We start from the raw sequence: 24,091 nt of genomic DNA, 5'->3' as shown, positions 1-24,091 counted from the left end.
GGGTTCGCGTCCCTTACCATAAGGGGAAGCGTTGATCACAGTCGGGGGTGTGGCGTGAGAGATCTGGCGACCCAGCCGCGTGCCGAAGAGGCGTCTGCGGACGACGCCCTCGAGGGCGAGCAGGACGTCGACAGCGAGGCGACGGCAACGGCCGATTCCGCGCCGTCGCCTGCCATGGACGAGAAGGATGCCGTGACTCAGTCGGATGTCGTGACCGAGGACGTTGTCGCGCCCGCAGCCGGGTCCGAGGACCCCGCCGCAGTCGAGGCGGACAGCACCGAGCCGCAGGAGACGGATGCCGTCGCCGAGGCGCAGGAGCTCGAGGCGGCCGCCGAGGCGCAGGAGACGGATGCCGTCGCTGAGGCCGAGGAGACGGGTGCCGCCGCCGAGGCGGAGGATCTCGAGCCCGAGGCCGAGGTTGACGAGCCCGAGCCCGACGACATCGACAGCGACGCCGAAGCCAATGAAGAAGCGGAAGCCGAGCAGCACGCTGCCACCGAGGAGGACGCGGAGCCGGAGCTCGAAGCCGACCTCGCCGCCGAGGACGGGGCAGTCGCCGAAGCCGACTCCGACACCGAAGCCGACTCCGGTGCCGACCTCGCGACCGTCGCAGTGGCGACCGCTGTGCTCGCACCCGCCGGACCCGCGCCCTCCCCCGCCGCGACGCCCACCGAGACCGCAGCCGATGGCTCGGTGTACGCGTGGGCGCCCGCGGAGCCGAAGGCGAAGAAGAAGCACCCCGCCCTCTGGATCAGTGCGGCCGCCGGCGTCGCAGTGGTCGGACTGGTCGTCTCTTCGCTCGTGCTCATCGCACCGGGCACAGCCGTCGCCGGAGTGCCCGTCGGCTGGCTCACCCCGGGCGCCGCCGCCGAAGCCATCGAGCAGCGCCTCGCCGAGACCACGGTCGTACTGACCGGCTCGGGCGAGGACGCCGAGCTCACCGGCGCAGAGCTGGGCGCCACCGTGGACGCGCAGGCCCTTGCGGACGCAGCCTTCGCAGCCCACCCGATGTGGAACCCGACCGCGTGGTTCGCGACGACCGATGCGGAGATCGAGCTCGAGGCCGCGGCCGCGACCGACGCGCTGCGCGATGCGGCCCCGCAGCTGTACACCGACCCGGTCGATGCGACCTTGGCATTCGACCCCGCCACGGCCTCGTACGCCGCCACGCCCGCGGTCGAGGGAGTGGGCATCGATGTCGCGACCATCCAGGCGGCGATCCAGGCGGCGTTCGAAGCCGGGCAGACACGGGTCCAGGTGGACCCCGTGTCCGCCGCCGTTCCGGCCGACATCTCGACGGAGACCGCCGACGCGACCGTGGCCCAGCTGAACGGCATGCTCGACACGGCCGGCTTCTACGTGGGCGACGAGCGCACGGTGCCGATCGACCGTGCGGTCGCGGCATCCTGGCTCTCCATCGCCCCGAAGGGGGACGAGTTCGCCATCACTGCCGACCCCGCGGCCATCCAGCCCGTCGTCGACACGCTCGCGGCCGCGGTGGACCGCGCCCCCGAGAACGCCGTCGTCATCACCGACACCGGCGGCAAGGTGCTCCAGACGATGGCGGCGGGTCAGTCCGGGCGTCAGCTCGGCGACGCTACGGGCGTCGCGGCGGCCTACGCCGGCCAGCTCGGCTCGGGCGACGCGGTCTTCAAGCTCCCCGTCGACGAGGTGCCGGTGAGCACGACCACGCTGGCTCGCAACATCGTCGTCGACCTCAGCGAGCAGCGCACCTACATCTACGAGAACGGGCAGGTGGTCAACAGCTTCCTCGTCTCGTCGGGCACGGCAGCCACCCCGACACACACCGGGAACTTCCGCATCAACTCGCACGTCCGGGTGCAGGACATGGGCGCTCTCTGCTACAACCCGAACGCCGTCAACAGCTACTGCACCGAGGACGTGCCGTGGGTGATGTACTTCAACGGCGACCAGGGCTTCCACGGTACGTACTGGCACAACAACTTCGGCAATCGGATGAGCCACGGCTGCGTGAACCTGTCCCTCGGCATGGCGGAGTTCCTCTACTCGTGGGCGCCGAACGGCACCGAGGTGCGCGTCCAGGCGTGACCGACATCCTGAACACATGAGAAGAGCGGATGCCCCGGGCCGGGGCATCCGCTCTTCTCATGGGCATCCGATCAGAGCGAGTCGATGATCCCATTGAAGGTCTGCGACGGGCGCATCACGCCGGCGACGAGCTCGGCATCGGGACGGTAGTACCCGCCGACGTCGACGGGCGAGCCCTGCACGGCGATCAGCTCGCCGACGATCTGCTCCTCGCCCGCCGCCAGTGCCTCGGCCACGGGGGCGAAGGCCGCCGCGAGCTCGGGGTCGGCCTGCTGCTTCGCCAGCTCCTGCGTCCAGTACAGGGTCAGGTAGAAGTGGCTGCCGCGGTTGTCGATCGTGCCGAGCGCGCGTCCGGGCGACTTGTCGTTCTCGAGGAACGTGCCGGTCGCGGCATCCAGCGTGTCGGCCAGCACCTGCGCCTTGATGTTGCCGGTGAAGTCGGCGAGGTGCTCGAGCGACGCGGCGAGCGCGAAGAACTCTCCGAGCGAGTCCCAGCGGAGGTAGTCCTCCTCCAGGAGCTGCTGCACGTGCTTGGGAGCGGAGCCGCCGGCACCGGTCTCGAAGAGTCCGCCGCCCGCGAGGAGCGGGACGATCGAGAGCATCTTGGCGCTCGTGCCGACCTCGAGGATGGGGAAGAGGTCGGTGAGGTAGTCGCGCAGCACGTTGCCGGTCACCGAGATGGTGTCCTCACCCTTGCGCAGCCGGTCGAGCGAGTACTGCGTGGCGTCGGCCGGCGCGAGGATCTCGATGGTGAGCCCCTCGGTGTCGTGGGCCTGCAGGTACTCCTTCACCTTCGCGATGAGGGCCGCGTCGTGCGAGCGGTTCTCATCCAGCCAGAAGACGGCCGGAGCGCCGGTGGCGCGGGCGCGCGTGACGGCGAGCTTCACCCAGTCGCGGATGGCGATGTCCTTGGTCTGCGTCGCACGCCAGATGTCGCCCGGCTGCACGGAGTGCTCGAGCAGCACGTCGCCCGCCTGGTTGACGACCTGGACGGTGCCGGCGGCCTGCAGCTCGAACGTCTTGTCGTGGCTGCCGTACTCCTCGGCAGCCTGCGCCATGAGGCCGACGTTCGGCACGGTGCCGATCTTGGCGGGGTCGAGCGGGCCGTGCGCGATGACGTCGTCGATCACCGTCTGGTAGACGCTCGCGTAGGAGGAGTCGGGGATGACGGCCAGGGTGTCGCCCTCGCCGCCGTCGGCGCCCCACAGCTTTCCGCCGTTGCGGACGAGCGCCGGCATCGACGCGTCGACGATGACGTCGGACGGCACGTGGAGGTTCGTGATGCCCTTGTCGGAGTTCACGTACGACAGTCGCGGGGAGTCGGTCGCGGCGGCGATCGCGGCGGCGATCTCGTCGCCGCCTTCGATGTCGCCGAGGCCGGCGAGGATCGCGCCGAGTCCGTCGTTGGGCGTGAGGCCGGCCTCGGCGATCTTGTCGCCATAGCGGTCGAAGACGTCGGCGTAGTAGGCCTTCACGACGTGGCCGAAGATGATCGGGTCGCTGACCTTCATCATGGTGGCCTTGAGATGCACCGAGTAGAGCACGTCATCGGCCTTGGCCGTCTCGAGGGTCTCGGCGAGGAACGCGTCGAGCGCCGCCGCCGAGAGGAAGGTGCTGTCGATGATCTCGCCGGGCAGCACCTTGATGCCGGTCTTCAGCGAGGTGACCGTGCCGTCGGCCGCAACGTGCTGGATCGACAGCACGTCGTCGGCCGGGATCACCGTGGTCTTCTCGTTCGACTTGAAGTCGTCGTGGCCGAGCGTGGCGACGCGGGTCTTGGAGCCCTCGGCGAACGGCTTGTTGCGGTGCGGGTGCTTGCGCGCGTAGTTCTTGACCGACAGCGGCGCACGGCGGTCGCTGTTGCCCTCGCGCAGCACGGGGTTGACCGCCGAGCCCTTGATGCGGTCGTACCGCGCGCGGACGTCCTTGTCTTCGAGCGACTGCGCCTCGTCCGGGTAGTCGGGGACGTCATAGCCCTGCGACTGGAGCTCGGCGATCGCCGCCTTGAGCTGGGGGATCGACGCCGAGATGTTCGGCAGCTTGATGATGTTCGCCTCGGGCAGCGTCGCCAGGCCCCCGAGCTCGGCGAGCGCGTCGCCGACCTGCTGCTCGGGCGTCAGGTTCTGCGGGAACGCCGCGAGGATGCGGCCGGCGAGCGAGATGTCACGCGTCTCGACGTCCACCCCCGCCTGGCGGGTGACGGCCTGCACGATCGGCAGGAACGATGCGGTCGCGAGGGCCGGTGCCTCGTCGGTATAGGTGTAGATGATGGTCGAATCGGTCACCAGTCACGTCCTTCTCACGGGTCGGCCATCAGCCTATCGCAAGCACCCGAGATATCTCGACGTCAAGAGATCTCCACCCGCCGTGACACCGAGTTTCCGCGGTTTCGGCCTCACGTCGGAGCCTGGGCGCTCCGCGCCGCCGCGTGTGAACACCGCGTTAATCCGGACCCCTCAGAGTGCCGGATGTCGTCATCCGGGCTAGCCTGGGGCCCATGGGTGATCTGCGACTCGTCGAACTGTCCGCCGCGACCATCGTGGCGGTCAACAATCTGTCGCTGAAGCCCGGCCAGGAGGAATACCTCTCCCCCGTCAGCTACGGCATCGCGGCGACCGTAGTGAACCCGCAGACGGCGTGGCAGCGCGTCGTGCTCGACGGCGAGGAGGTGGTCGCCTTCGTGAGCGCCAACTTCGATCCGGACGATCCGGTGGAGCACTTCCGCTCGGTGCTGTGGCGCATCAACGTGGACGCCGACGACCAGGGCCGCGGCGTCGGTCGCTTCGCCGTGAAGGGCCTCATCGACGAGGCTCGCAACCGCGGCATGGACCACGTCTGCGTCATCTACGAAGCCGGCGAAGGGGGTCCGCAGCAGTTCTTCGAGCGTGTGGGCTTCACACCGGTCGGTGAGACCGAGTACGGTGAGGTCATCGCAGAGATCCGTCTCTGACGTAACAGCCGCCCGAATCCCCCGGAAGACTTTCCCCACACAGCGCCCGCCGGGCGCGCCAGAGACCGGCGGCGGGGCCTCGAATACCCCTCCCCCATCGAGGCCTCGTCGCCCTCTCGAAGATCGTCGAAACGCTTGCGCGCGACGCACTAGGGTGAGTCCGTGCCGAGATTCGATCTGTCCCCCGCCGAGCTCGCGGGCTACGCCCCCGACGTTCGCGAACCCGCCGATTTCGACGACTTCTGGAACGCCACGATCGCAGCGTCGCGACAGTGGGATGCCGCGCCCGAGGTCGCGCTGCTCGACACGCCGTACACGCTGGTCGACATCTTCGACGTGACGTTCCCCGGCTTCGGCGGCGACCCTGTCAAGGCGTGGCTCACGCTCCCGGCAGGCGCCACCGGACCTCTTCCGGCCGTCGTCGAGTACCAGGGCTACGGCGGAGGCCGAGGCCTCCCCGGCGAGCGCCTCGGATGGGCCGCCGCCGGCTACGCTCACCTCTTCATGGACACGCGCGGCCAGGGATCGATGTGGGGCTCGGGTGGCGACACGCTCGATCCGCACGGCACCGGCCCGTCTTCGTCCGGCTTCATGACCCGCGGCATCGAAGACCCCGCGACCTACTATTACCGCCGGGTCTTCACGGACGCCGTGCGCGCGGTGGACGCGGTGCGAACGCTCCCGCAGGTGGACGCCGACCGCGTGGCGGTGTGCGGCGCGAGCCAGGGCGGCGGCATCGCGATCGCGGCCGCCGGCCTCTCCGACGGCCTCGTGGCCGTCATGCCCGACGTGCCGTTCCTCTGCCACTTCGAGCGCGCGGTCGGCCTCACCGGCGACGACCCCTACCAGGAGGTCGTGCGCTACCTGGCCGTGCACCGCGGCGCCGACGAGCGGGTGTTCGAGACCCTGTCGTACTTCGACGGCGTGAACATGGCGAAGCGGGCGGATGCCGCGGCCTTGTACTCGGTCGCCCTCATGGACACGATCTGCCCGCCGTCGACCGTCTACGCCGCGTTCAACCGGCACGAGACCGCCGACAAGCGCATCGAGGTCTACACCCACAACGGCCACGAGGGCGGTCAGGCGTTCCAGTTCCCCAAGCAGGCCGCCTTCCTCTCGACTCTCGCCTGACCGCTCCCCCGCGCCCGCCGGCGGCTCGCCCCGGCGGTTCGGGGGTCACGAAACGTCGCTATCTCGCGCCCGTGCTCACCCTTTTGTGGCACTCCAGTTCATGCAGTCGATCCCGGTCTCCCTCGACGAGGCGGCGATGATCGACGGCGCGAACCGGTGGACGATCTACTGGCGCATCGTGCTGCCCCTGCTGCGACCCGCGATCGCGACGGTCGTCATCATCAAGGGCATCGCGGTGTACAACGAGTTCTACGCACCGTTCCTCTATCTGCCGTCCGAAGGACTGATCTCCACGTCGCTGTTCCGGTTCAAGGGACCGTTCGGCGCCCAGTGGGAGGTCATCTCGGCCGGCACCGTCCTCGTCATCATCCCGACCCTCGTCGCCTTCCTGCTGCTGCAGCGATGGATCTACAAGGGCCTCACCGCAGGAGCCGTCAAGTGACCACCGCCCTCTCGTTCCGTCCCCTCGACTCGGGCTGGACCCTCCGCGCCGCCGCCGGACCGGCGCCGGAAGGATTCGCCGGCACCATCGCCGCCACGGTCCCCGGCTGCGTGCACACCGACCTCCTGGCCGCGGGACTCATCCCCGATCCGTTCCTCGACGACAACGAGTCCGCGCTCGCGTGGATCGGCCTGGTCGACTGGACGTACGCGACCACGTTCACATGGACCGCGGATGCCGCAGACCGCACGGATCTCGTGTTCGAAGGGCTCGACACCGTGACGACCATCCTGCTCAACGGCAGTGAGATCGGGGCGACGGCCAACCAGCACCGCTCCTACCGGTTCGATGTGCGCGGCGCGCTCGTCGATGGCGACAACGACCTCGTCGTGCGCTTCCGCTCGCCCGTCAAGTACGCCAACGAGCAGAGCGCCGCTCTCGGGGTACGGCAGCGCCCGTACCCGCTCCCCTACGACGCCATCCGCAAGTCGGCGTGCAGCTTCGGCTGGGACTGGGGCATCGCGACGTACACCAGCGGCATCGTCAAGCCGGTCGGCCTGGAGTCCTGGTCGCTCGCGCGCCTGGCGCAGACGCGCGTGGTCGCGACGCCGTCGGGCGACGGCGGCACGATCGAGGTCGATGTGGAGATCGAGCGCGCGGCCGAGGCATCCGTCCCCCTCTCTGTGAGCGTCGCCGTGAACGGACCCGGACTAGGCGACGGCTCGCTTCCGGTCACCGTCGTCGAGTTCGAGGGCGATCGTGCGCACGTGCGACTGGACCTGCCGGCCGTCGAGCGCTGGTGGCCCGCGGGCTACGGCGAGCAGCCGCTGTACGTCGTGGACGTCCGGCTGCAGGGCGGCGACGGCCCGGGTCCGCTGGATGCCGTGCACCGCGTCGTCGGCTTCCGCGACGTGCGCTGGGACATGACGCCCGACGAGTCGGGGATGCCGTTCACACTGGTCGTCAACGACCAGCCCGTGTTCGTGAAGGGCGTGAACTGGATCCCCGACGACGCCCTCACGGTGCGGGTCACCCGCGACCGGCTGCGGCGCCGCTTCGAGCAGGCGCTCGACGCCAACCTCAACCTCATCCGCGTGTGGGGCGGCGGACTCTACGAGTCCGACGACTTCTACGAGCTCGCCGACGAGCTGGGACTGCTGGTCTGGCAGGACTTCCTGTTCGCGTGCGCCGCCTACGCCGAGGAGGAGCCGCTGCGCTCCGAGGTCGAGGCGGAGGCGCGCGAGAACATCGTGCGGCTCGGCCACCATGCCTCGCTCGTGCTGCTCACCGGCAACAACGAGAACCTGTGGGGCTACGAGGACTGGGGCTGGAAGCAGCGCCTGGACGGCAAGACCTGGGGCGCCCACTATTACTACGAGCTGTTCCCCGCGCTGGTCGCCGAGCTCGCCGCGCACGTCCCGTACGCGCCCGGAAGCCCGTTCAGCCCCGGCATGGGCTGGGATGGCACGGCGCAGACCGGGCCGCACCCCAACGACGAGCAGCACGGCTCCATGCACCTGTGGGAGCAGTGGAACCGACTCGACTGGACGACGTACCGCGACCACAAGCCCCGGTTCGTCGCCGAGTTCGGCTGGCAGGGCCCCCCGGCGTGGAGCACCCTCGTCCGCTCCATCAGCGACGACCCGCTCACCCCTGAATCGCCCGGCATGATCGTGCATCAGAAGGCGATGGAGGGCAACACCAAGCTCACGAACGGCCTGATCCCCCACTTCCGGATGCCGGAGGCCATGGAGGACTGGCATTGGGCGATGCAGCTCAACCAGGCGCTGGCCGTGCGCACGGCACTCGAGCACTTCCGCTCATGGGCGCCGCACACCCAGGGCGCGATCGTCTGGCAGCTGAACGACTGCTGGCCGGTGACGTCGTGGGCGGCCATCGACGGAGACGAGCGCCCGAAGCCCCTGTACTACGCGCTGAAGAACGCGTTCGCCCCGCGTCTGGCGACCGTGCAGCCGCGTGACGGCGGGCTCGCGGCCGTCCTCGTGAACGACACCGCCGAGGCCTGGGAGGGCGAGCTCCTCGCGCGCCGCGTCGGGTTCACGGGCGACGAGCTCGCCCGGTTCACCACGCCGGTCTCCCTCGCACCGCGCGAGACGGTCACCGTTCCTCTCCCCACCGACATCGTCACGCCCGGCGACGCGGCGAGCGAGCTCGTCGTCGCCGGCGTCGACGACGTGCGCGGCCACTGGTTCTTCGCCGAGCCGCGCGAGTCGGAGCTCGGCGCCGCGCGTGTCGAGCTCCGCACCGAGCCCACCGCGGGCGGCACGCTGGTCTCGCTCACCGCGGGCTCCCTGGTGCGCGACCTCACCCTGCTGGTCGACAAGGTCGACCCGGGCGCGGTCGCCTCCGAGGCACTCGTGACGCTGCTGCCGGGCGAGAGCATGACGCTGCTCGTGCGACACGACGGCAACCCCCTCGCGGCATCCGCGCTCTCCGATCCTCGGGTGCTGCGCACGGCCAACGAGCTGGTCGCGTCGTGACCGCCGAGACCGCCCAGGCGCTCGGTTCGTACGTGGCCGGAATGACCTGGGGCTGGACAGGCGTGCGCGGCACGTGGGCGACGCCCGCGGCATCCCACTCCCTGCGGGCTATGGCCGACCACGGCGTGAACTGGACGGCGATCGCGTACTCGGCCCTGCAGGACACGGCGCAGTCGACCGAGGTGCCCTTCCGTGAGGCGCCGACCGTGACCGACGAGGAGGTCGTCTGGGCCATCCGCGATGCGAAGGCGCTCGGGCTGAAGGTGTGCCTCAAGCCCGTCGTCAACGTCGCCGACGGCACGTGGCGCGCGTACATCGGGTTCTTCGACCAGGATGTGCCCGGAGAGCCGACGTGGGGAGAGTGGTTCGCGTCGTACCGCGAGTTCATCGTGCACGCGGCGCGGATCGCCGAGGCCGAGTGCTGTGAGATGCTTTGCGTCGGCTGCGAGATGGTGCGCGCCGACGCCCGCGAGGCCGAGTGGCGCGCGCTCATCGCCGACGTGAGCGCCGAGTTCTCGGGCATCGTCACCTACAACTGCGACAAGTACCAGGAGGACCGCCTCTCGTGGTGGGACGCGGTCGACGTCGTCACCGCTAGCGGCTACTACCCGATCGACCGATGGGATGCCGAACTCGACCGCATCGAGCGGGCCGTTGCCGAGACGGGCAAGCCGTTCTTCTTCATGGCGGCCGGCTGCCCCTCGCGCGAGGGCTCGCCGGACCGTCCCAACGACTGGTCGCTGCCCGGCGCCCCGTCAGGTGCGGCGCAACTGCGCTACTACGAGGCGATGTTCGCCGCCTGCGACGCGCGCCCGTGGGTGCATGGGTTCATGCTGTGGGATTGGCCGCCCCGGCTCTACGCGGCCGACGAGGCGGCTGCGAACGACGACTACTGCCCGTACGGCGAGCCCGCCGGCGAGTTCCTCCGCGACGCGTACCATCTGCGTGCGGGTGGCACAGGGATGGAGCAGCAGCGATGACCGAGCGCACGGAGACAGGCACGGTACTGGCGATCGACGCCGGGCAGACCGGCATCAAGGTGCGGGTGCGGGAGCACGACCTGCTGTTCCCCGGCATCCGCACGCACGAGCCGCTGCTGCCGCAGCTCGCCGCCGTCGCGCACGCCGCGATCGAGCGCACCGGCACCGAGGTGTCGGTCGTGAGCGCGGGTGTCTCGGGGCTGACGACGAAGGAGGCGGATGCCGCGGCCCTACTCGCCCGCATCGCCGACCCGGCGGTGCACGAGGTGATCCTCGCGCACGACTCGACGACGTCGTTCCTAGGGGCACTCGGCGACACTCGAGGCGCGGTCGTCGCCGCGGGCACGGGCGTGGTCACCCTCGCGGTCGGCGCGGAGCGCGTCGCCCGCGTCGACGGGTGGGGCTACCTCATGGGCGACGCCGGCAGCGGATACTGGATCGGCCGTGAGGCGCTCGACGCCGTGATGCGGGAGTTCGACGGGCGCGGTCCGGCCACGGCGCTCCGCGCTGTGGCCGAGGAGCGGTGGCCCGACCTCACCCAGGCGTACATCCACCTGCAGTCCGACGACGACCGCGTGAGCGTCGTCGCCTCGTTCGCCGCGCACGTCGCGCGGCTGGCCTCCGACGGCGACGCGGTGTCGCAGAACATCACCGTGCGGGCCGGCGGCGAGCTCGCCCACAGCGTCGAGACCGCCCTGCGCCGGGTGCGCTCCGACGACCCCGACGAGCGCTTCGCGGCCTGCGCCATCGGCGGCGTGTTCCGCTCGCCGCAGCTGCACGAGGCCTTCGCCTCGCACATCGCCGCGAGCGAGCTGAACGTCACGCTCGTCGAGCCACGCGGTCACGGGATCGACGGCGCCGCCGCCCTCGCGGGCCTCGCCCCCCAGCATCCACTCGCCCACGCGGTGTCGGTCGCCCGAGCCTGACGTCCGCGCTGACATCCGCGTTCGACAGGTCAACCGGCCTTCCACAGGAGAACCGCGCACCGTCCATCCTGCGGAAGCCCGGTTGCCCTGTTGAGGCGTCGGTTCGCGGGAGTCGGGAGGCGCCCGCACGCGGGAGGAACGGCGGATGCCCCGGCCCTGTGTGGACAGGTGGGCCGGGGCATCCGGGTCTCGCGCGGGTCAGACCAGCGACTCCCTCCACGCACTGTGGAGCTGGGCGAACTTGCCGTCGCCGCCGATCAGCGCATCGGGGGCGTCGTCCTCGATGATGCGGCCGTGCTCCATGACCAGCACGCGGTCCGCTATCGCGACCGTCGACAGACGGTGCGCGATGATGATCGCGGTGCGGTCGGCGAGCAGGGTCTGCAGGGCATCCTGGATCTGCCGCTCGGACGGCATGTCGAGCGACGCCGTCGCCTCATCGAGGATGAGCACCGCCGGGTTCGCGAGGAACGCGCGCGCGAACGAGACCAGCTGACGCTGTCCCGCCGACACGCGGCCGCCGCGCTTGTTCACGTCGGTGTCGTAGCCGTCCGGCAGGGCCTCGATGAAGGCATCCGCCCCCACCGCCTTGGCGGCGGCCTTGATCTCGTCGAGCGTCGCGTCGGGCTTGCCGAGCGCGATGTTGTCGGCGACCGTGCCGCTGAAGAGGTAGGCCTCCTGCGTGACCATGACGATCGCTCGGCGCAGGTCCTTCGGGTGCAGGGACCGCAGGTCGACGTCGTCGAGCGTGACCGCGCCCTTCGTCGGGTCGTAGAACCGCGACACGAGCTTGGCGAGCGTCGATTTGCCCGCGCCCGTCGTGCCGACGAGCGCGATCGTCTGCCCGGCGGGGATGTCGAGCGAGAAGTCCGGCAGGATGGTGCGCCCCGTGCCGTATCCGAACTCCACGTTGCGGAACTCGAGGTGGCCCTTCGCCGTCCAGAGGTCGACCGGGTGCTTCGGGTCGGGAACCGTGGGCTCCTCCTCCAGCACGCCCGACACCTTCTCGAGCGCCGCCGTCGCCGACTGGTACGAGTTCAGGAAGAACGCGACCTCCTGCAGCGGAGAGAAGAAGTTGCGGACGTACAGCACCGCTGACAGCAGGAAGCCGATCTCCATCGCGCCGTCCACGACACGGATGCCGCCCCACGCGATCACGACCGCGAGCGTCACCGACGCCACGGCCATGAGCCCCGGCTCGAACGTGCCGAACAGGCGGATCGAGCGCATGTTCACGTCGCGGTAGTCCATCGCCACGGCGCCGAACTCCTCGTCGTTGCGGTCCTCCTTGCGGAAGGCCTTCACCGCGCGGATGCCGGTCATCGTCTCGACGAACTTGACGATCACCTTGGCGCTGATGACGCGGGACTCCCGGTACACCAGCTGCGAGCGCGAGTAGAACCAGCGCATGAGCAGGTACAGCGGAATGCCCATCACCGTTAGGATCACACCGGACTGCCAGTCCACGATGTACAGCGCAGCCAGCGTGAATGCGCCGTACAGGATGCCGGAGACGAGCTCGTTGAGGCCACCGTCGAGCAGCTCGCGGATGGTGTCGAGGTCGCTCGTCTGACGCGAGATGATGCGGCCCGACGTGTACGACTCGTGGAACTCCAGGCTGAGTCGCTGCGTGTGCAGGAAGATGCGCTTGCGCAGATCGAGCATGATCGCCTGCGTGAGGCGCGCGGCCACCACGACGTACCAGCCGATGAGGGCGGCACCGCCGATCGCCGTCACCAGGTAGACCAGCACGACGAGGATCGTCGGCATCCAGTCCATCCGCTCCACCGCAGCGGGCAGCGCGTTGTTGATGCCGATACCGATGAGCCAGGGGCCCGCGACGCGCAGCGCGGTCGAGATCACCAGCACGACGCCGGCGAGGATCAGCTGCCCGCGCACCGGCGTGATGAGCGAGCCGAGCAGGCGCAGCGAGCGCCTGCGGATCTCCTTGCTCTCGGCGCGCGTGTAGTCGGAGCGGTCTTCGCCGCTGGTTCCGGTCACTGTGGTGCTCACAGGGTCACCTCCCCCATCGGTTCCTGAGCTTGTCGAGCGGCTTGCATGCGTGCTTCCTCGACCTCGAGACTCGAGATCACGTGTCGGTAGTGGCTGCTGGTGCGCAGCAGCTCGGAGTGCGTGCCGACCGCCGTCACGCGGCCGGCCTCGAGCAGCGCCACGCGATCGGCGAGCATGACGGTCGAGGGGCGGTGCGCCACGACGAGCGCGGTCGTCTCGTGCAGGACCTGCCGAAGTGCGTCTTCGACGAGGGCCTCGGTGTCGACGTCGAGCGCCGACAGCGGGTCGTCGAGCACGAGCACAGCCGGCCGGGCGGCGACGGCGCGCGCGAGCGCGAGCCGCTGTCGCTGGCCACCGGAGAGGGACAGCCCCTCTTCGCCGATGATCGTGTCGACGCCGTCGGGCAGCTCATCGACGAATCCCGCCTGGGCGACGTCGAGCGCCTCGCGAAGCACGCGCTCGGCTTCGTCGCTGCCGGGGACGAGGTCCTCGCGGCCGAGCAGCACGTTGTCCCTCACGGTCTGGGAGAAGAGCGTCGCGTCCTCGAACGCCATGCTGATGTGCCGGCGCAGCTCTTTGAGGGTCAGGTCGCGCACGTCCACGCCGTCCAGCGTCACCCGGCCGCCGGTCACGTCGTACAGGCGGGTGGGCAGCGTGGTGAGCGTCGTCTTGCCCGAGCCGGTGAGTCCGACGAGAGCCATGGTCTCGCCCGGGCGGACGGCCAGGTCGATCCCGTCGAGCAGATCGCGCTCGTGGGTCGCCGCATCCTGGTAGCGGAAGTGCGCTCCCTCGAAGACGAGCGCGCCGCGCGGGCGCTCGATCGAGACGGGCTCGACGGGGTCGATGATCGTGTTCTCCTCGTCGAACACCTCGAAGAGGCGGTCGGTCGCGGTGCGCGCGTCCAGCAGGAACGAGAACAGGAAGCCGATCGACTCCATCGGCCAGCGCAGCACCGTGGCCATCGCGAAGAACGCGATGAGCTCGGCGCCCTGCAGCTGACCCATGGCGGTCAGGTAGATGCCCGCACCCAGGCACAGCGCGAAGGCGATGTCGGGGAGCAGCACCAGCCAGAACCAGATCCAGCCGACCGCGCGCGCCTTGCGCAGCTCGGTCTCGCGCAGCGTCTCGGCCTGCCGCGTGAAGCGCTGGAGCGCGTGCTTGCCGCGGCCGAAGGCCTTCAGGACCCGGATGCCGTGAACGCTCTCCTCGACGGAGGTCGCGAGATCGCCGGCCTGGTCCTGGGACTGTCGCGCGAGGGTTCCGTAGGTCTTCTCGAACCGGTACCCGGCGTACCACAGCGGAGCGGACGTGACGAGGAAGATCGTTCCGAGCAGCCAGTGCCAGCGGAACAGCAGCGCCGTGCCGACGGCGATCGTAAGGACGTTCACGACGAGCAGCACGAGCCCGAAGGCGAGCCAGCGGCGCAGCATGCTGATGTCCTGCATCATGCGGCTGAGCAGCTGACCCGACTGCCAGCGGTCGTGGAACGCGACCGGCAGGCGCTGCAGGCGCGAGTAGAAGGTCTGGCGCAGGTCGTACTCGACCAGGGTCGCGGGCGCCAGCACGAACCAGCGGCGCAGCCAGACCATGCCCGCTTCGGCAAGGCCGAGGAGCAGGATGGCTCCGGCCCCCCACCAGATCGCGGTGATGTCGCCCGAGGCGATGGGGCCTTGGACGATCTGCTCGAGCACGAGCGGGATGGCCAGCGCGAGCAGGCTGGCGAAGAGCGCACTGACGGCGCCCATCGTCAGTCGCGGCAGCACGGGTCTGGCGAAGGGGAGAAGGCGCGCGAGCGCGCGTGGCGTAGAGAGTCTCTCAGCGGAAGACGTAGTCATGATCCTTGACGAGTGGTGTGGCGGGGGCGTTTCGATGCCGCGGGAACGGCGGGGACGGCGCACTGCACAGACAGCGTGCGGGGTCGCCGGAGAGGCGTCCTGTACGTCAGAACGCGGGAGCTGGTGATCCTATGCCGCGCGGCGTTGCGAGCGGCGGCGCCGCGGGTGCGGCGGATCGGCGGAGGTCGGCCCGGGGATTATCCCTCGAGGGCGACGCGCGGCGTCCCGGAAGCAGGCAGGAAGACAATCGGCTTCGTGGTGACGACGGCCTGAGACATGGCTTCCTCCTTGTTCGCGGGACATGAGCCGGGTGCCGCCGAAACGACACGCCAGCCCTCCAGCCTATACCTGAGAATTCCCTGGGCGCAACAAGCGCTTTCCGCCTCCCCGGAAGTTCTTCGCGGGTGGCCCCCGTGGACGCCGCACGCCCCGGAGCGTCCTGGGACGATCCGGGGTGCCGGAGGCTTACGCGATCAGCGCGGGCACCGCGGCCTCGCGGTCGAGCAGCCGCCGCTTGACGGGCAGGCCCCAGGCGAACCCGCCGAGGCTTCCGTCGGTGCGCAGCACGCGATGGCAGGGCACGAACAGGGCTGGGGCGTTGCGGGCGCAGATGGATGCCGCGGCGCGCACGGCGCTCGGAGAGCCGAGCTCGGCGGCGAACTCGCTGTAGGTCAGCGGACGACCGGGGGCGATGCGCCGCAGCGCCGCCCAGCCGGCGAGCTGCATCGGGGTGCCGTGCTGCGCGACCTCGACGTCGTCGATCGCGGCGAGGTCGCCCTCGTAGTAGGCCGCCACAGCGGCGGCGGCATCCGTCTCTCCTGTCTCGACGATCGAGGGGCGCACGCGCTCCGACAGCCGGGCCAGGATCGCCGCAGGGTCGGCGGTCCAGCCCGAGGCGAGCACGCGCCCCGCGTCGTCGGCGAGGAGCGTGAAGGCGCCGTCGGGCGTCTCGAGGGTCTGGATGGTCGCGGTGGTCATGACAAGCCTCCGGTGGTCGATGGGGACGGAGTGGATGGGACGGATGCGTCCGCTCGCGCCTCGCGGAGCGGTCGTGCGGCGCGTGCTGTGGCGGGCGCCCTCGGCGGGACCGCGTTCCACAGGTGAGCGGTGAGGTAGCTGCGCCACGGCGCGGTGCGCGCAGCCCAGTCGTCGAGCGCGCGCGGCTCGGCGGGGAGCCCGAGAGCGGCGGCGCCCGCGCGGACGGCGACGTCGCCCGGCAGGAAGACGTCGGGGTCGGCGAGCACCCGCATGCGCACGTAGTCGGCGGTCCACGGGCCGATGCCGGGCATCGCCAGGAGGGCCGCCCGCTGCTCGACCGCGTCGTCGCCCGGGGTGAGGGTGAGCGTGCCGTCGGCGAGGGCGGCGGCCGCTCCGGTGATCGCACGGATGCGGGCGGCGGGCCCGCGCAGCACCTCTCCCCCGCGCTCGGCGATCGCGGACATCGTCGGGAACAGCCGGACAGGGACAGGCGCGTCCGCTGCGCCGACGCCAGCTGGGTCGGCGGCCGCCGCTTCGGGGGCGGCCGCAGGGGTCCCGGAGAGCATGCCCGCGAAGGCGGGCACCTCCTCGCCGAGCGCCGCGGTCAGCGCCGTGAGCGCCGTGCGTGCGGCCACGACCGTGATCTGCTGGCCGACCATGGCCCGGATGAGCATCTCGTGCGGGTCGGCGGCGCCCGGCACGCGGATGCCCGGAAGACCCGCGACCTGCGGAGCGAGCTGCGGATGCTGCGCCAGCGACTCGTCGACGGCGACCGGGTCGGCATCGAGGTCGAACAGACGCCGCGCACGCGTGACGAGGGTCGACAGATCCGCGAGGTTCGTCATCGCCGCGCGCAGGCGGACACGGCCCACGTCGTCCAGGCGGAGCTCGAACCATGACGGCCCGTGGGGAAGACGCAGCGTGCGGGCGAACGTCGAGGCGGTGGCCGCCTCGGCGCCCGGCACCGCGCGGGCGGCCATCCATGCGAAGAGACCCGCGGCATCGAGCGCACCCCGGTGCGGGAGCGCCAGGTCGATCGTGACGCCGGGCGCGCCCTGCGCGGGCGCAGCGGCCTGCCGTTCGCCGGGTCGCGACAGCCGTCGCCGCGCGCGGAGCTCGAGCGGCGGCATCCCGAACACCTCGCGGATGGTGTCGTTGAACTGCCGCACACTCGCGAAGCCCGACGAGAAGGCGACGTCGGCGGCCGGCAGATCGGTGCCCACGAGCAGCATGCGGGCCGTCTGCGCCCGGTGCGCGCGGCTGAGGGCCAGGGGTCCGGCACCGAGCTCGGTCGTGAGGAGCCGCGTCAGGTGCCGCGGGGAGTAGCCGAGCCGCCGCGCGAGCCCGGGAACGCCCTCGCGCTCGACCACGCCGTCGGCGATGAGGCGCATGGCGCGGCCCGCGGTGTCGCCCCGGAGGTTCCACTGCGGTGAGCCCGGTGCCGCTTCAGGAAGGCACCGCTTGCACGCGCGGTAGCCCGCCTCGTGGGCGGCCGCGCTCGTCGGATAGAACGTGACGTTCGACGGCTTGGGGGTGCGGGCGGGGCAGCTCGGCCGGCAGTAGATGCCCGTGGAGCGGACCGCCGTCACGAACTGCCCATCGAAGCGCGCATCGCGCGAGTCGATCGCTCGATAGCGCTCGTCGAATGACATGGCGCCGAGGCGCGCGCCGGGTGTCATGGTGAGGCTCATGCCCCTAGCCTGACACGCTCCCCCGACAGTCGCTCGCGGAAATCGGACATGGCTGTGCGGCCCCTCCGAGGCGGGCGGGAGCTCAGCGCGGGGCGAAGGCGGAGCGGATGCGGTGCCAGAGCGGATCGCCCTCGGCGACCCCGGAGCCGATGCGGAGCACACCGCCCGCCTGGCCGAGCCCGCACGCGAGCGCGATCAGGCCGATCAGGCCCGCGGCGGCCGACAGACCGTTGACGTCACCACCCGCGAGGTCGCGAACCGCGGCCGCGATGCCGAAGATCGCCGTGAGGAACGCCAGCGAGGACGTCAGCAGCCTCACGAGGTTGCGCGGCTCGAGATAGACGGTTCGCGCCTGCACCCACCCGCCGGCGCGGCGCTGATGAGAACCCGCCCGGAACGGTGCGCGCAGCCATGCGGCGGCGCTCGTCGTGAGCGCACGTCCGGTGAGCCACAGCCGCACGAGCCCGAACGCCGCGACGCCGGCGAGGATCGCGGCGACGACCGTCACCACGAGATCCACGAGCGCGGCGGGGCGTCCCAGCTGCAAGATCGCATCCACCATGCCCAGGGCGACGAACACACCGACCGCGGTCACCACGAAGGCGGCGAGGCCGAAGGCCCATCGCGACCACCGCTCGTAGTCGCCGCGGAGCAGCAGCGCGACGCGGTCTGCCTCCGCGACGGTGACGTCATCCGCCGTCGCGCCGCCGATCCACGGGCGCGATTCCGGCCGGATGAAGGTGAAAGCCATGCACGTCAGATTACGCGGTGCGCTGCGCGGAGCCGGAATCGGCAAGCGGCAGCGCCGGCTCGACACCTTCCGGCAGGACCTGCGTCGTCGACAGCACGAAGGCGGTCAGCAGCGCCAGCTCCGCCCGCTGGGACGGGTCCGAGCACATGCCCATCACGAGGACGGTTCCGCCCTCTTCCGGCAGAAGCAGCTCGCCGACGGTCGCCACGTTCGGGATGCCGCCCGTGAGCAGCCGGCCACTGGCGACGGTGCCGACGCGACCGTCCGGCGCGGTGAAGGTCTCGGCGCCCGCCTCCTCGCCGAAGCGCACGAGGGGGAACAGCCGGTGGAAAGGCGTGCTCGGCACGTCGACGCCGGGCGCCGCGCGCACCACGTTGGTGCACAGGAACGACGCGGCGGGTCGCTCGCCCGCGGTGAGCGAGACGCCCGCGAAGTCGAAGTCGGTTCCCGCGAAAGCGGCGACGCCGGCGCGGAAGCCCTCGACGATCGCCGTCCGCGCCTCGTCGGGGAGCCAGCCGTCACCGCTCGCGAGGTACCAAGCCAGCCACTCGTCCGGGGTGCGATCGCCGAACGCCCGGAACTCGATCCAGCCCTGCGGCAGGCGCTGCCAGACGCGGTCACCGGTCGTCGGCGTCATGGGGTCAGAGCTCCTCGTCGGTGCGGGGTCCGTTGCCGCGGATCGTGTTGTCCACGCGCTCCCCCAGGTTCTGCCACGGACCGCTCAGGCTCTCGACGAAGCTCTGGCCGTTGTCGTGCGCGTCCTTGGCCTGCGAGGTCATCCAGTAGGTGTTCGAGACCATGTTCTGCATGTTCACGTTGAGCGCGACAGCGAGCGATCCGGCCGCGGTCCCGCCGCCGGCCAGCGCCGGCGTCATGCGCTGGATCGAGGGGATCAGCACCTGCCCGCCCGGACCGATGAGCGACTTCGCCGCCATGCCGAGGGCGCCGCCCGCGAGCATCCCGAGCGCGCCGACCGCGAAGTCCGTCCAGTCCCCACGCCCGGTGAGCGCCTGAAGTCCGTCGATCGCCACCAGGATACCCGACATGATCAGCGCGACGGCGCCCAGCGCCGGGAAGAAGAGCGACAGGATCGCGATGACCGGAAGGGCCGCCCGGAGGATGTCCTCCAGGATCGGCACCACGTTGTCCATGAGCCAGGCGCCGGTGTCGGCGAGCCACTCCCCGGCGTCGCCGAAGAAGTTCGAGAACGCGTTGCCGGCGTAGTCGTCGAGGATCCCGCCGGCGTCGTTCAGCGAACGCGCGGCCGCAGCGGCCTCGTCGTCGACCTCGGTCTGCAGTGCCCGTGCCGCGGCGCGGATCTCCTCGAGCTCGGCGTCGGCGCTGCCGAGCGCGAGCGCCGCATCCGACACCGCGTCGGGATCGGCGGCGTCGTCGTCCTTGTGCTCCAGTGCGGTGGCATGCGCGTTCTCGCACGAAGCGATCCGGGCGGCGGCGGCATCCGCCTCTTCGGCGAGCACGCGTGCGCGCTGCTGGAAGGAGGTGAGCTGGGTGGTCCAGGTGCGGAGCGCGTTCCGCGAGGTCCGCAGGGCCTCGCCGGTGTCCGACAGCTGCGGCCGGAAGTCCTCGCTCATGGAGGCGCGGAACGCCGTGGCGGAGAGGCCGACCCAGTCGGCGTCGTCGCCGCCGTCGAGCATCGACAGAGCGTCGTCGACGCCGTCGCAGCCCGCCGACAGTGCGTCGAGATAGCCGTCGAGCGTCGCGATGTCGCCGGGTGCGGGGTCGAAGCCGAGCGCGGTGAAATCGGTCACGCCGAGCTTCCTTCCTGTGGCACCATGCTCGCGCCGAGCTCGGAGTCCAGTCCCTGGAACGCCTCGAGGATGCCCTCGAGGCCGGCACCGGCGTCCTCCGCGTAGCGTGCGAGCTTCTTCATGCCCCCGCCCCACGACCCGTGAAGGTCTTCGAGTCGCCGTCGCAGCTCGTCCTGCGGCACCGCCGAACCCGACACGTTCGCAAGCGCGCCGGTGGCGTCTTCCAGCATCGTCCGCATGTTGGCGTACGCATGCCGGCTCGCGCTCATCGCGTCGAAGTCGATCCTCACGTCCGTCATCGCATTCCCTCCGAAACGGCCCGACCGGAGGCCGCTGCGCGCGGCGCTCCGGTCAGGCTCTCGAGCTTTGTGGTGTGAGCGCGGTTCAGCCGCCGGCGAGCTGCTGGTCGAGGTCCTGGATCGCGCGCATCATGCCGAGCAGCGACTCCGACATGTCGTTGATGCCGTCCACCGCACCCTTCAGACCCGTCGTCAGCTCCGTGTAACCCTCACCGAACTTGCCCGAAGCGTGCTGCGTCTTGAAGTCCTCACCCAGCAGCGTGTCCACCTGGCTCTTCAACGAGTCCAACTGGCCCTGGATGTCATCACGAGCCTGCGACAGCGACGACGCCACCTGCTCCATCTCCGCATACGAAGCACCGAAATCGGCCATCGTCAACTCCCTCACTCAGATTCACGACCCACCCCGGGCCGATGACTCCACGGTAACCGGCATGACGCGATCAGCCCATGGGGACCATTCCCCATTCAGAGATTCAGGCCTGATCAGGGCGGTAATAGGCGGAGCCCGCCTCCGGTGCGAGCGTGAGCGCGAGCCACCCCGGTGCCGTCGTACGGGCCTCTGCTCCGACGTCGGCGGTGATCTTGCCGCGTGCGACGAGCAGGTCGATCGCGGCATCCCGCTCGGCCATGATCCCGGTCAGCGTCGACGGCGGGATCTCCTTCATGCTCTGGTCGACATTGTCGTGCGGGTTCTGCGGACCGCCCTTGATGGTCACGCCTCGCACGAGGATCGCCGCGTAGACCACCACGTCGGCCAGGATGACGACGAGCCAGACCCAGGTGCCGTCGCCCAGAAGCTCGCGCCCCGCGGTGATGGCGATGAGCGCCGTGAACAGGCCGGGCACGATGTGCATCAGCGTGGTCGTGCGGATTCCCGACTGCGCGACGGCGCGGGGATGACGGTAGCGCTGGTACTCGCTCCATGCGGTGGCGAGGAACGAGATGAGCGTGAGCACGCCGGCGAAGGCGAGAGGGAAGTCGAACGCGCTTCCGCCGACGACCCAGCGGAGCATGGCCGCCGCCCCGACGAGCGGGGCCACCAGCAGGAACATGTACGCGAGGGACTGCAGGCAGCTTCCTGCACGGACGCCGCGATGCTCCGCGCGCACCGCCTCCTTCGGGGCCAGCACGACGAGGGCGTGCTGCGCGTAGGGCGCCGTGACGAACGAGCGCAGCTCGAGCCGCCACCAGTCCACGGGACCCCACTCGTCGACCTCGTCGACGAGGCTTGTCAGGGTGCGATCGCTCACAGCGGCCAGTCCTCTCCCGCTCGCACCACTGCGGCATCGAGCGCTTCGACGCGCGTGCGGTCGGCCGACGGCAGGAAGCCCTCGAGGACCGACTCGTGCAGGATGCCGCCCGCAGAGTCCTCCACGAACGCCAGGCCGTACGGTGCGACAGGACCGAGCACGGCGCCGAGCGTGGCGTTCTGCCCGACGAAGAGCCAGCGCCGGAATCCGTAGTCGTGATCGTCATGACGCTCGAGCAGCGTCACCGAGATCCCGGCGCCCAGCTGCGCCGACTCCACGACCTCGGTGGTCGGCGGCAGCAGTGCCGAGGCCGACCACAGGAAGGCAGCCTGCTCGGGCTCGGCCAGCGGTTCGGATGCCGCGAACACGGTGAACGGCGCCAGTACGCGACCATCCGCCCCGATCAGGAGCAGGTTCCGGCGGTCGTCGCCGGTCGCGCCGGCGATGTCGTTCAGCGCCGCGGTGATGCGCTCCGCCGTGGCGTCGTCGAATCCCTCGCGTGCGGCGAAGGCGTAGGCGGTCTCCCGTGCCCAGAGCGCGCGCTCGTCGGCGGACCGCTCGACATGAGGAACGGGGAGGCTGCGCTCGGGATCGTGTCGAAGGTTGATCTGCATGTCAGCGCGTGCTCCACGTGAAGGTGGCGACGTGGTGGTCGAAGAGCGCGACCCACGCCAGCAGCACCGGGTCGTCCTCGGCCATGTCGGCCGCATGGGCGACGGTCGCCGTCCATTGCACGGCCTGCGTCCGCCGGGTTCCAGGAATCGGGATGAGGTAGTTGATGAGGAACGAGACCGCTGCGACGCCCTCGAGCGTGACCGGACGACGTTCGGTCCAGCGCACCATGCGATGCCCCTCGCCGATCGCGATGCCGCCCCGGTTGCGGACGGCGTCCTCGACCACGGCGTCCAGCGGGATCTCGGGGGTGGACTTGCGCCGGAGCCCCACGAGACTCGCCTCTCCGAGGGCCCAGGACGGCGCGGTCTCGCCGGCCAGCGCGAACGCGAACGCGTCCTGCGCACGGAGGCTGCGCAAGGCATCCCCCACCTGGACGGCGAGACCCGACGCGAGATCCGGTCGACCGGCCTGCGAAAGACGCGTCCGCGCCGCGCCCAGCAGTTCCCGCTCGGTATCGGCGGTCACGTCGTATGACTGCCAGCCCAGCGGCAGCAGCATCCGATACTGCGGGACGGCAGGGGCCACCGTGCCCCTCAATTCAGCACGCAGGTCACTCACCCGACAAGTCTCCCATCCCCGGGCCCCCGTTCCGCGCCGTGCGATGCCGCACGGTGCATGTCACGAGAACGGGTTCTGGTCAGGGTCGAACGAGCCGGAGAAGGCGCCGCCGCTCGCGTCCTTGATCTGGCCGACGATCTGGAACTGCGCCACCCAGACGGTGCCGACCGTGGCGAGCGCGTCGCGCCCGGTCGAGCCCATGCGTGCCCAGTCGTCGATGTTCTTGCCCGAGAACAGCGCGGCCGAGAAGTCCGCCGCCTTGTCGGCGAAGGTCGTGCCGCGCAAGGCGTTGAGACCCGACGCCCAGTCGTCGAAGGAGGCGGCGTTCATGCCGGTCAGCCGCAGGGCGTCGTCGCCGAACGCCGTCCCCAGCGCGCGCCATCCCGATGCCGAGCCCAGGCCGCGGACCGTGCGGGCGGCGGGGCCGATGAACGGGATGACGCCGAGAACGCCGAAGGCGACATCCCACCAGCTGCCGTCGTCGAAGGCGAGCTTGCGGGTGAGGGCGACAGCGAGGGTCGCGACCGCCACGATGGCCGCGAGGGCCAGGATGATGGGGCCGCCCACCACGATGGCGAGGACGGCGAGGACGATTCCCGCAACCGCCAGGACGTTCGCCAGGAAGTCGAGCGCGCCGCGGAGGTCGTCTTTCCAGTCGTCCTCGATCTTGCCGCTGACGCCCTCGCGGATGTTCTTCGCGGCGGTGTCGAACGCATCGAACCAGCTGTCCCAGGCGGTGTCGTACTCCCCCGCCTTCTCCACCCAGTCCGCGTGCTTGGCGCTGGCGAGGCCGCGCTTCTCGTCGGCGTTCGCCGAGGCGGTGTCGTACGCCGACTGCTCGTCAGCGTCCGCGTCGTCGTCGGGCTCGTTCGGCACCGCACCTTCGGCGGTGTCGGCGGTGCGGCTGAGGGTGTAGTACTCCTCCCACAGATCCAGCAGATCCGAGACGAGCGGGTCGATGACGCCCTTCGACGTCTCGAGCTCCTTGCCGTACGTCAGGATGTGGGGGCCGACGGCGTCGTAGAGCTCGGCGGCCTCCGACAGATCGCTGCTGACCTTGCCGCACAGCTCGCGGAGCTTCTCGATGGACTGCCCCTCCATGTCGGCGCCGTCATCGACGAGCCGCGAGATGAGGTTCCATGCGCTCGACATGTCGCTCGCGAGGTCGACGATCTGCTGACCCCGCGTCTGGACGTCGCCGGCGTCGCCGCGCAGCTTCTCGATCAGGGTGCCTGCCGGCGTGTGCGACGGCATGTAAGGCGTGGTCAT

Annotated in this window: 20 protein-coding genes and 1 pseudogene; 7 read left to right on the top strand and 14 right to left on the bottom strand. The window is 70.5% G+C overall.

What is annotated here, in order from left to right:
* The first annotated feature begins 54 nt into the window (after positions 1-54).
* Positions 55-2,070 (top strand): L,D-transpeptidase family protein, encoded by a 2,016-nt coding sequence (locus MRBLWS13_RS17835; RefSeq protein WP_349426659.1) that lies wholly within the window; start codon positions 55-57, stop codon positions 2,068-2,070.
* 71 nt (positions 2,071-2,141) lie between these two features.
* Here the strand turns inward: MRBLWS13_RS17835 and MRBLWS13_RS17830 are convergent, their stop codons facing one another.
* Positions 2,142-4,355 (bottom strand): NADP-dependent isocitrate dehydrogenase, encoded by a 2,214-nt coding sequence (locus tag MRBLWS13_RS17830; protein WP_349426658.1) that lies wholly within the window; start codon positions 4,353-4,355, stop codon positions 2,142-2,144.
* Positions 4,356-4,567: 212 nt separating this feature from the next.
* Here MRBLWS13_RS17830 and MRBLWS13_RS17825 point away from each other — a divergent pair, with 212 nt between their 5' ends.
* The 6 genes and pseudogenes from MRBLWS13_RS17825 (at position 4,568) to MRBLWS13_RS17800 (ending at position 11,000) form a co-directional block, all read left to right on the top strand.
* On the top strand, positions 4,568-5,020 hold the full coding sequence (locus MRBLWS13_RS17825) for a GNAT family N-acetyltransferase (protein ID WP_349426657.1): 453 nt from the start codon (positions 4,568-4,570) through the stop codon (positions 5,018-5,020).
* A gap of 162 nt (positions 5,021-5,182) precedes the next feature.
* Complete coding sequence (locus tag MRBLWS13_RS17820; RefSeq protein WP_349426656.1) at positions 5,183-6,151, top strand: acetylxylan esterase; 969 nt, start codon at positions 5,183-5,185, stop codon at positions 6,149-6,151.
* Between the two features lie 82 nt (positions 6,152-6,233).
* Positions 6,234-6,593: pseudogene (locus tag MRBLWS13_RS17815) on the top strand (ABC transporter permease subunit); the annotation flags it as partial.
* The gene (locus tag MRBLWS13_RS17810; RefSeq protein WP_349426655.1) at positions 6,590-9,094 is read left to right on the top strand and encodes a glycoside hydrolase family 2 protein; all 2,505 of its coding nucleotides are present in this window, start codon (positions 6,590-6,592) and stop codon (positions 9,092-9,094) included. The pseudogene MRBLWS13_RS17815 and the gene MRBLWS13_RS17810, both read left to right, overlap by 4 nt.
* A gap of 41 nt (positions 9,095-9,135) precedes the next feature.
* Complete coding sequence (locus tag MRBLWS13_RS17805) at positions 9,136-10,074, top strand: 1,4-beta-xylanase (protein WP_349429093.1); 939 nt, start codon at positions 9,136-9,138, stop codon at positions 10,072-10,074.
* Entirely contained in the window at positions 10,071-11,000 is a 930-nt protein-coding gene (locus tag MRBLWS13_RS17800) for a BadF/BadG/BcrA/BcrD ATPase family protein (protein WP_349426654.1), read from the top strand. Before MRBLWS13_RS17805 ends, MRBLWS13_RS17800 begins: the two co-directional genes overlap by 4 nt.
* A 198-nt stretch (positions 11,001-11,198) precedes the next feature.
* On the opposite strand, the gene MRBLWS13_RS17795 is transcribed toward MRBLWS13_RS17800, so the two are convergent.
* The 13 genes from MRBLWS13_RS17795 to MRBLWS13_RS17735 all read right to left on the bottom strand — a co-directional run bounded on the left by MRBLWS13_RS17795 (position 11,199) and on the right by MRBLWS13_RS17735 (position 24,091).
* Positions 11,199-13,013: an ABC transporter ATP-binding protein gene (locus MRBLWS13_RS17795; RefSeq protein WP_349426653.1), complete on the bottom strand. Its 1,815-nt coding sequence runs from the start codon at positions 13,011-13,013 to the stop codon at positions 11,199-11,201.
* Complete coding sequence (locus MRBLWS13_RS17790) at positions 13,010-14,848, bottom strand: ABC transporter ATP-binding protein (protein ID WP_349426652.1); 1,839 nt, start codon at positions 14,846-14,848, stop codon at positions 13,010-13,012. Before MRBLWS13_RS17790 ends, MRBLWS13_RS17795 begins: the two co-directional genes overlap by 4 nt.
* Positions 14,849-15,313: 465 nt before the next feature.
* The gene (locus MRBLWS13_RS17785; RefSeq protein ID WP_349426650.1) at positions 15,314-15,826 is read right to left on the bottom strand and encodes a methylated-DNA--[protein]-cysteine S-methyltransferase; all 513 of its coding nucleotides are present in this window, start codon (positions 15,824-15,826) and stop codon (positions 15,314-15,316) included.
* Positions 15,823-17,517 (bottom strand): Ada metal-binding domain-containing protein, encoded by a 1,695-nt coding sequence (locus MRBLWS13_RS17780; RefSeq protein WP_349426649.1) that lies wholly within the window; start codon positions 17,515-17,517, stop codon positions 15,823-15,825. Before MRBLWS13_RS17780 ends, MRBLWS13_RS17785 begins: the two co-directional genes overlap by 4 nt.
* Before the next feature lie 82 nt (positions 17,518-17,599).
* The gene (locus MRBLWS13_RS17775) at positions 17,600-18,268 is read right to left on the bottom strand and encodes a hypothetical protein (RefSeq protein WP_349426648.1); all 669 of its coding nucleotides are present in this window, start codon (positions 18,266-18,268) and stop codon (positions 17,600-17,602) included.
* A gap of 10 nt (positions 18,269-18,278) precedes the next feature.
* Positions 18,279-18,905 (bottom strand): hypothetical protein, encoded by a 627-nt coding sequence (locus MRBLWS13_RS17770; RefSeq protein ID WP_349426647.1) that lies wholly within the window; start codon positions 18,903-18,905, stop codon positions 18,279-18,281.
* A gap of 4 nt (positions 18,906-18,909) precedes the next feature.
* Positions 18,910-20,037 (bottom strand): hypothetical protein, encoded by a 1,128-nt coding sequence (locus tag MRBLWS13_RS17765; protein ID WP_349426646.1) that lies wholly within the window; start codon positions 20,035-20,037, stop codon positions 18,910-18,912.
* A complete protein-coding gene (locus MRBLWS13_RS17760; RefSeq protein ID WP_347978301.1) occupies positions 20,034-20,336 on the bottom strand; it encodes a hypothetical protein in 303 nt (100 codons plus the stop codon). The genes MRBLWS13_RS17765 and MRBLWS13_RS17760 overlap by 4 nt, the downstream gene beginning before the upstream one ends.
* An 85-nt stretch (positions 20,337-20,421) precedes the next feature.
* Positions 20,422-20,709, bottom strand: coding sequence for a WXG100 family type VII secretion target (locus MRBLWS13_RS17755; protein WP_308868145.1), 288 nt, complete (start codon positions 20,707-20,709; stop codon positions 20,422-20,424).
* 103 nt (positions 20,710-20,812) lie between these two features.
* Positions 20,813-21,589 (bottom strand): hypothetical protein, encoded by a 777-nt coding sequence (locus tag MRBLWS13_RS17750; protein ID WP_349426645.1) that lies wholly within the window; start codon positions 21,587-21,589, stop codon positions 20,813-20,815.
* Positions 21,586-22,203 (bottom strand): hypothetical protein, encoded by a 618-nt coding sequence (locus tag MRBLWS13_RS17745; protein WP_349426644.1) that lies wholly within the window; start codon positions 22,201-22,203, stop codon positions 21,586-21,588. The genes MRBLWS13_RS17750 and MRBLWS13_RS17745 overlap by 4 nt, the downstream gene beginning before the upstream one ends.
* Position 22,204: 1 nt before the next feature.
* Positions 22,205-22,822: a hypothetical protein gene (locus MRBLWS13_RS17740; RefSeq protein ID WP_349426643.1), complete on the bottom strand. Its 618-nt coding sequence runs from the start codon at positions 22,820-22,822 to the stop codon at positions 22,205-22,207.
* Positions 22,823-22,882: 60 nt separating this feature from the next.
* Positions 22,883-24,091 (bottom strand): hypothetical protein, encoded by a 1,209-nt coding sequence (locus MRBLWS13_RS17735; protein ID WP_349426641.1) that lies wholly within the window; start codon positions 24,089-24,091, stop codon positions 22,883-22,885.

It is taken from the genome of Microbacterium sp. LWS13-1.2, from assembly GCF_040144835.1.
Classification (GTDB): Bacteria; Actinomycetota; Actinomycetes; order Actinomycetales; family Microbacteriaceae; genus Microbacterium.
The sequence above is the reverse complement of the archived record's forward strand: the minus strand, read 5'-3'. Positions and strand labels throughout refer to the sequence as shown.

Bases quoted from the DNA above. Each gene is read 5' to 3' on its own strand.
- MRBLWS13_RS17775 (WP_349426648.1), bottom strand. From the start codon at position 18,268: ATGGCTTTCACCTTCATCCGGCCGGAATCGCGCCCGTGGATCGGCGGC.
- MRBLWS13_RS17825 (WP_349426657.1), top strand. From the start codon at position 4,568: ATGGGTGATCTGCGACTCGTCGAACTGTCCGCCGCGACCATCGTGGCG.
- MRBLWS13_RS17800 (WP_349426654.1), top strand. From the start codon at position 10,071: ATGACCGAGCGCACGGAGACAGGCACGGTACTGGCGATCGACGCCGGG.
- MRBLWS13_RS17770 (WP_349426647.1), bottom strand. From the start codon at position 18,905: ATGACGCCGACGACCGGTGACCGCGTCTGGCAGCGCCTGCCGCAGGGC.
- MRBLWS13_RS17745 (WP_349426644.1), bottom strand. From the start codon at position 22,203: ATGCAGATCAACCTTCGACACGATCCCGAGCGCAGCCTCCCCGTTCCT.
- MRBLWS13_RS17735 (WP_349426641.1), bottom strand. From the start codon at position 24,091: ATGACCACGCCTTACATGCCGTCGCACACGCCGGCAGGCACCCTGATC.
- MRBLWS13_RS17780 (WP_349426649.1), bottom strand. From the start codon at position 17,517: ATGAGCCTCACCATGACACCCGGCGCGCGCCTCGGCGCCATGTCATTC.
- MRBLWS13_RS17790 (WP_349426652.1), bottom strand. From the start codon at position 14,848: ATGACTACGTCTTCCGCTGAGAGACTCTCTACGCCACGCGCGCTCGCG.
- MRBLWS13_RS17805 (WP_349429093.1), top strand. From the start codon at position 9,136: ATGACCTGGGGCTGGACAGGCGTGCGCGGCACGTGGGCGACGCCCGCG.
- MRBLWS13_RS17755 (WP_308868145.1), bottom strand. From the start codon at position 20,709: ATGGCCGATTTCGGTGCTTCGTATGCGGAGATGGAGCAGGTGGCGTCG.
- MRBLWS13_RS17760 (WP_347978301.1), bottom strand. From the start codon at position 20,336: ATGACGGACGTGAGGATCGACTTCGACGCGATGAGCGCGAGCCGGCAT.
- MRBLWS13_RS17785 (WP_349426650.1), bottom strand. From the start codon at position 15,826: ATGACCACCGCGACCATCCAGACCCTCGAGACGCCCGACGGCGCCTTC.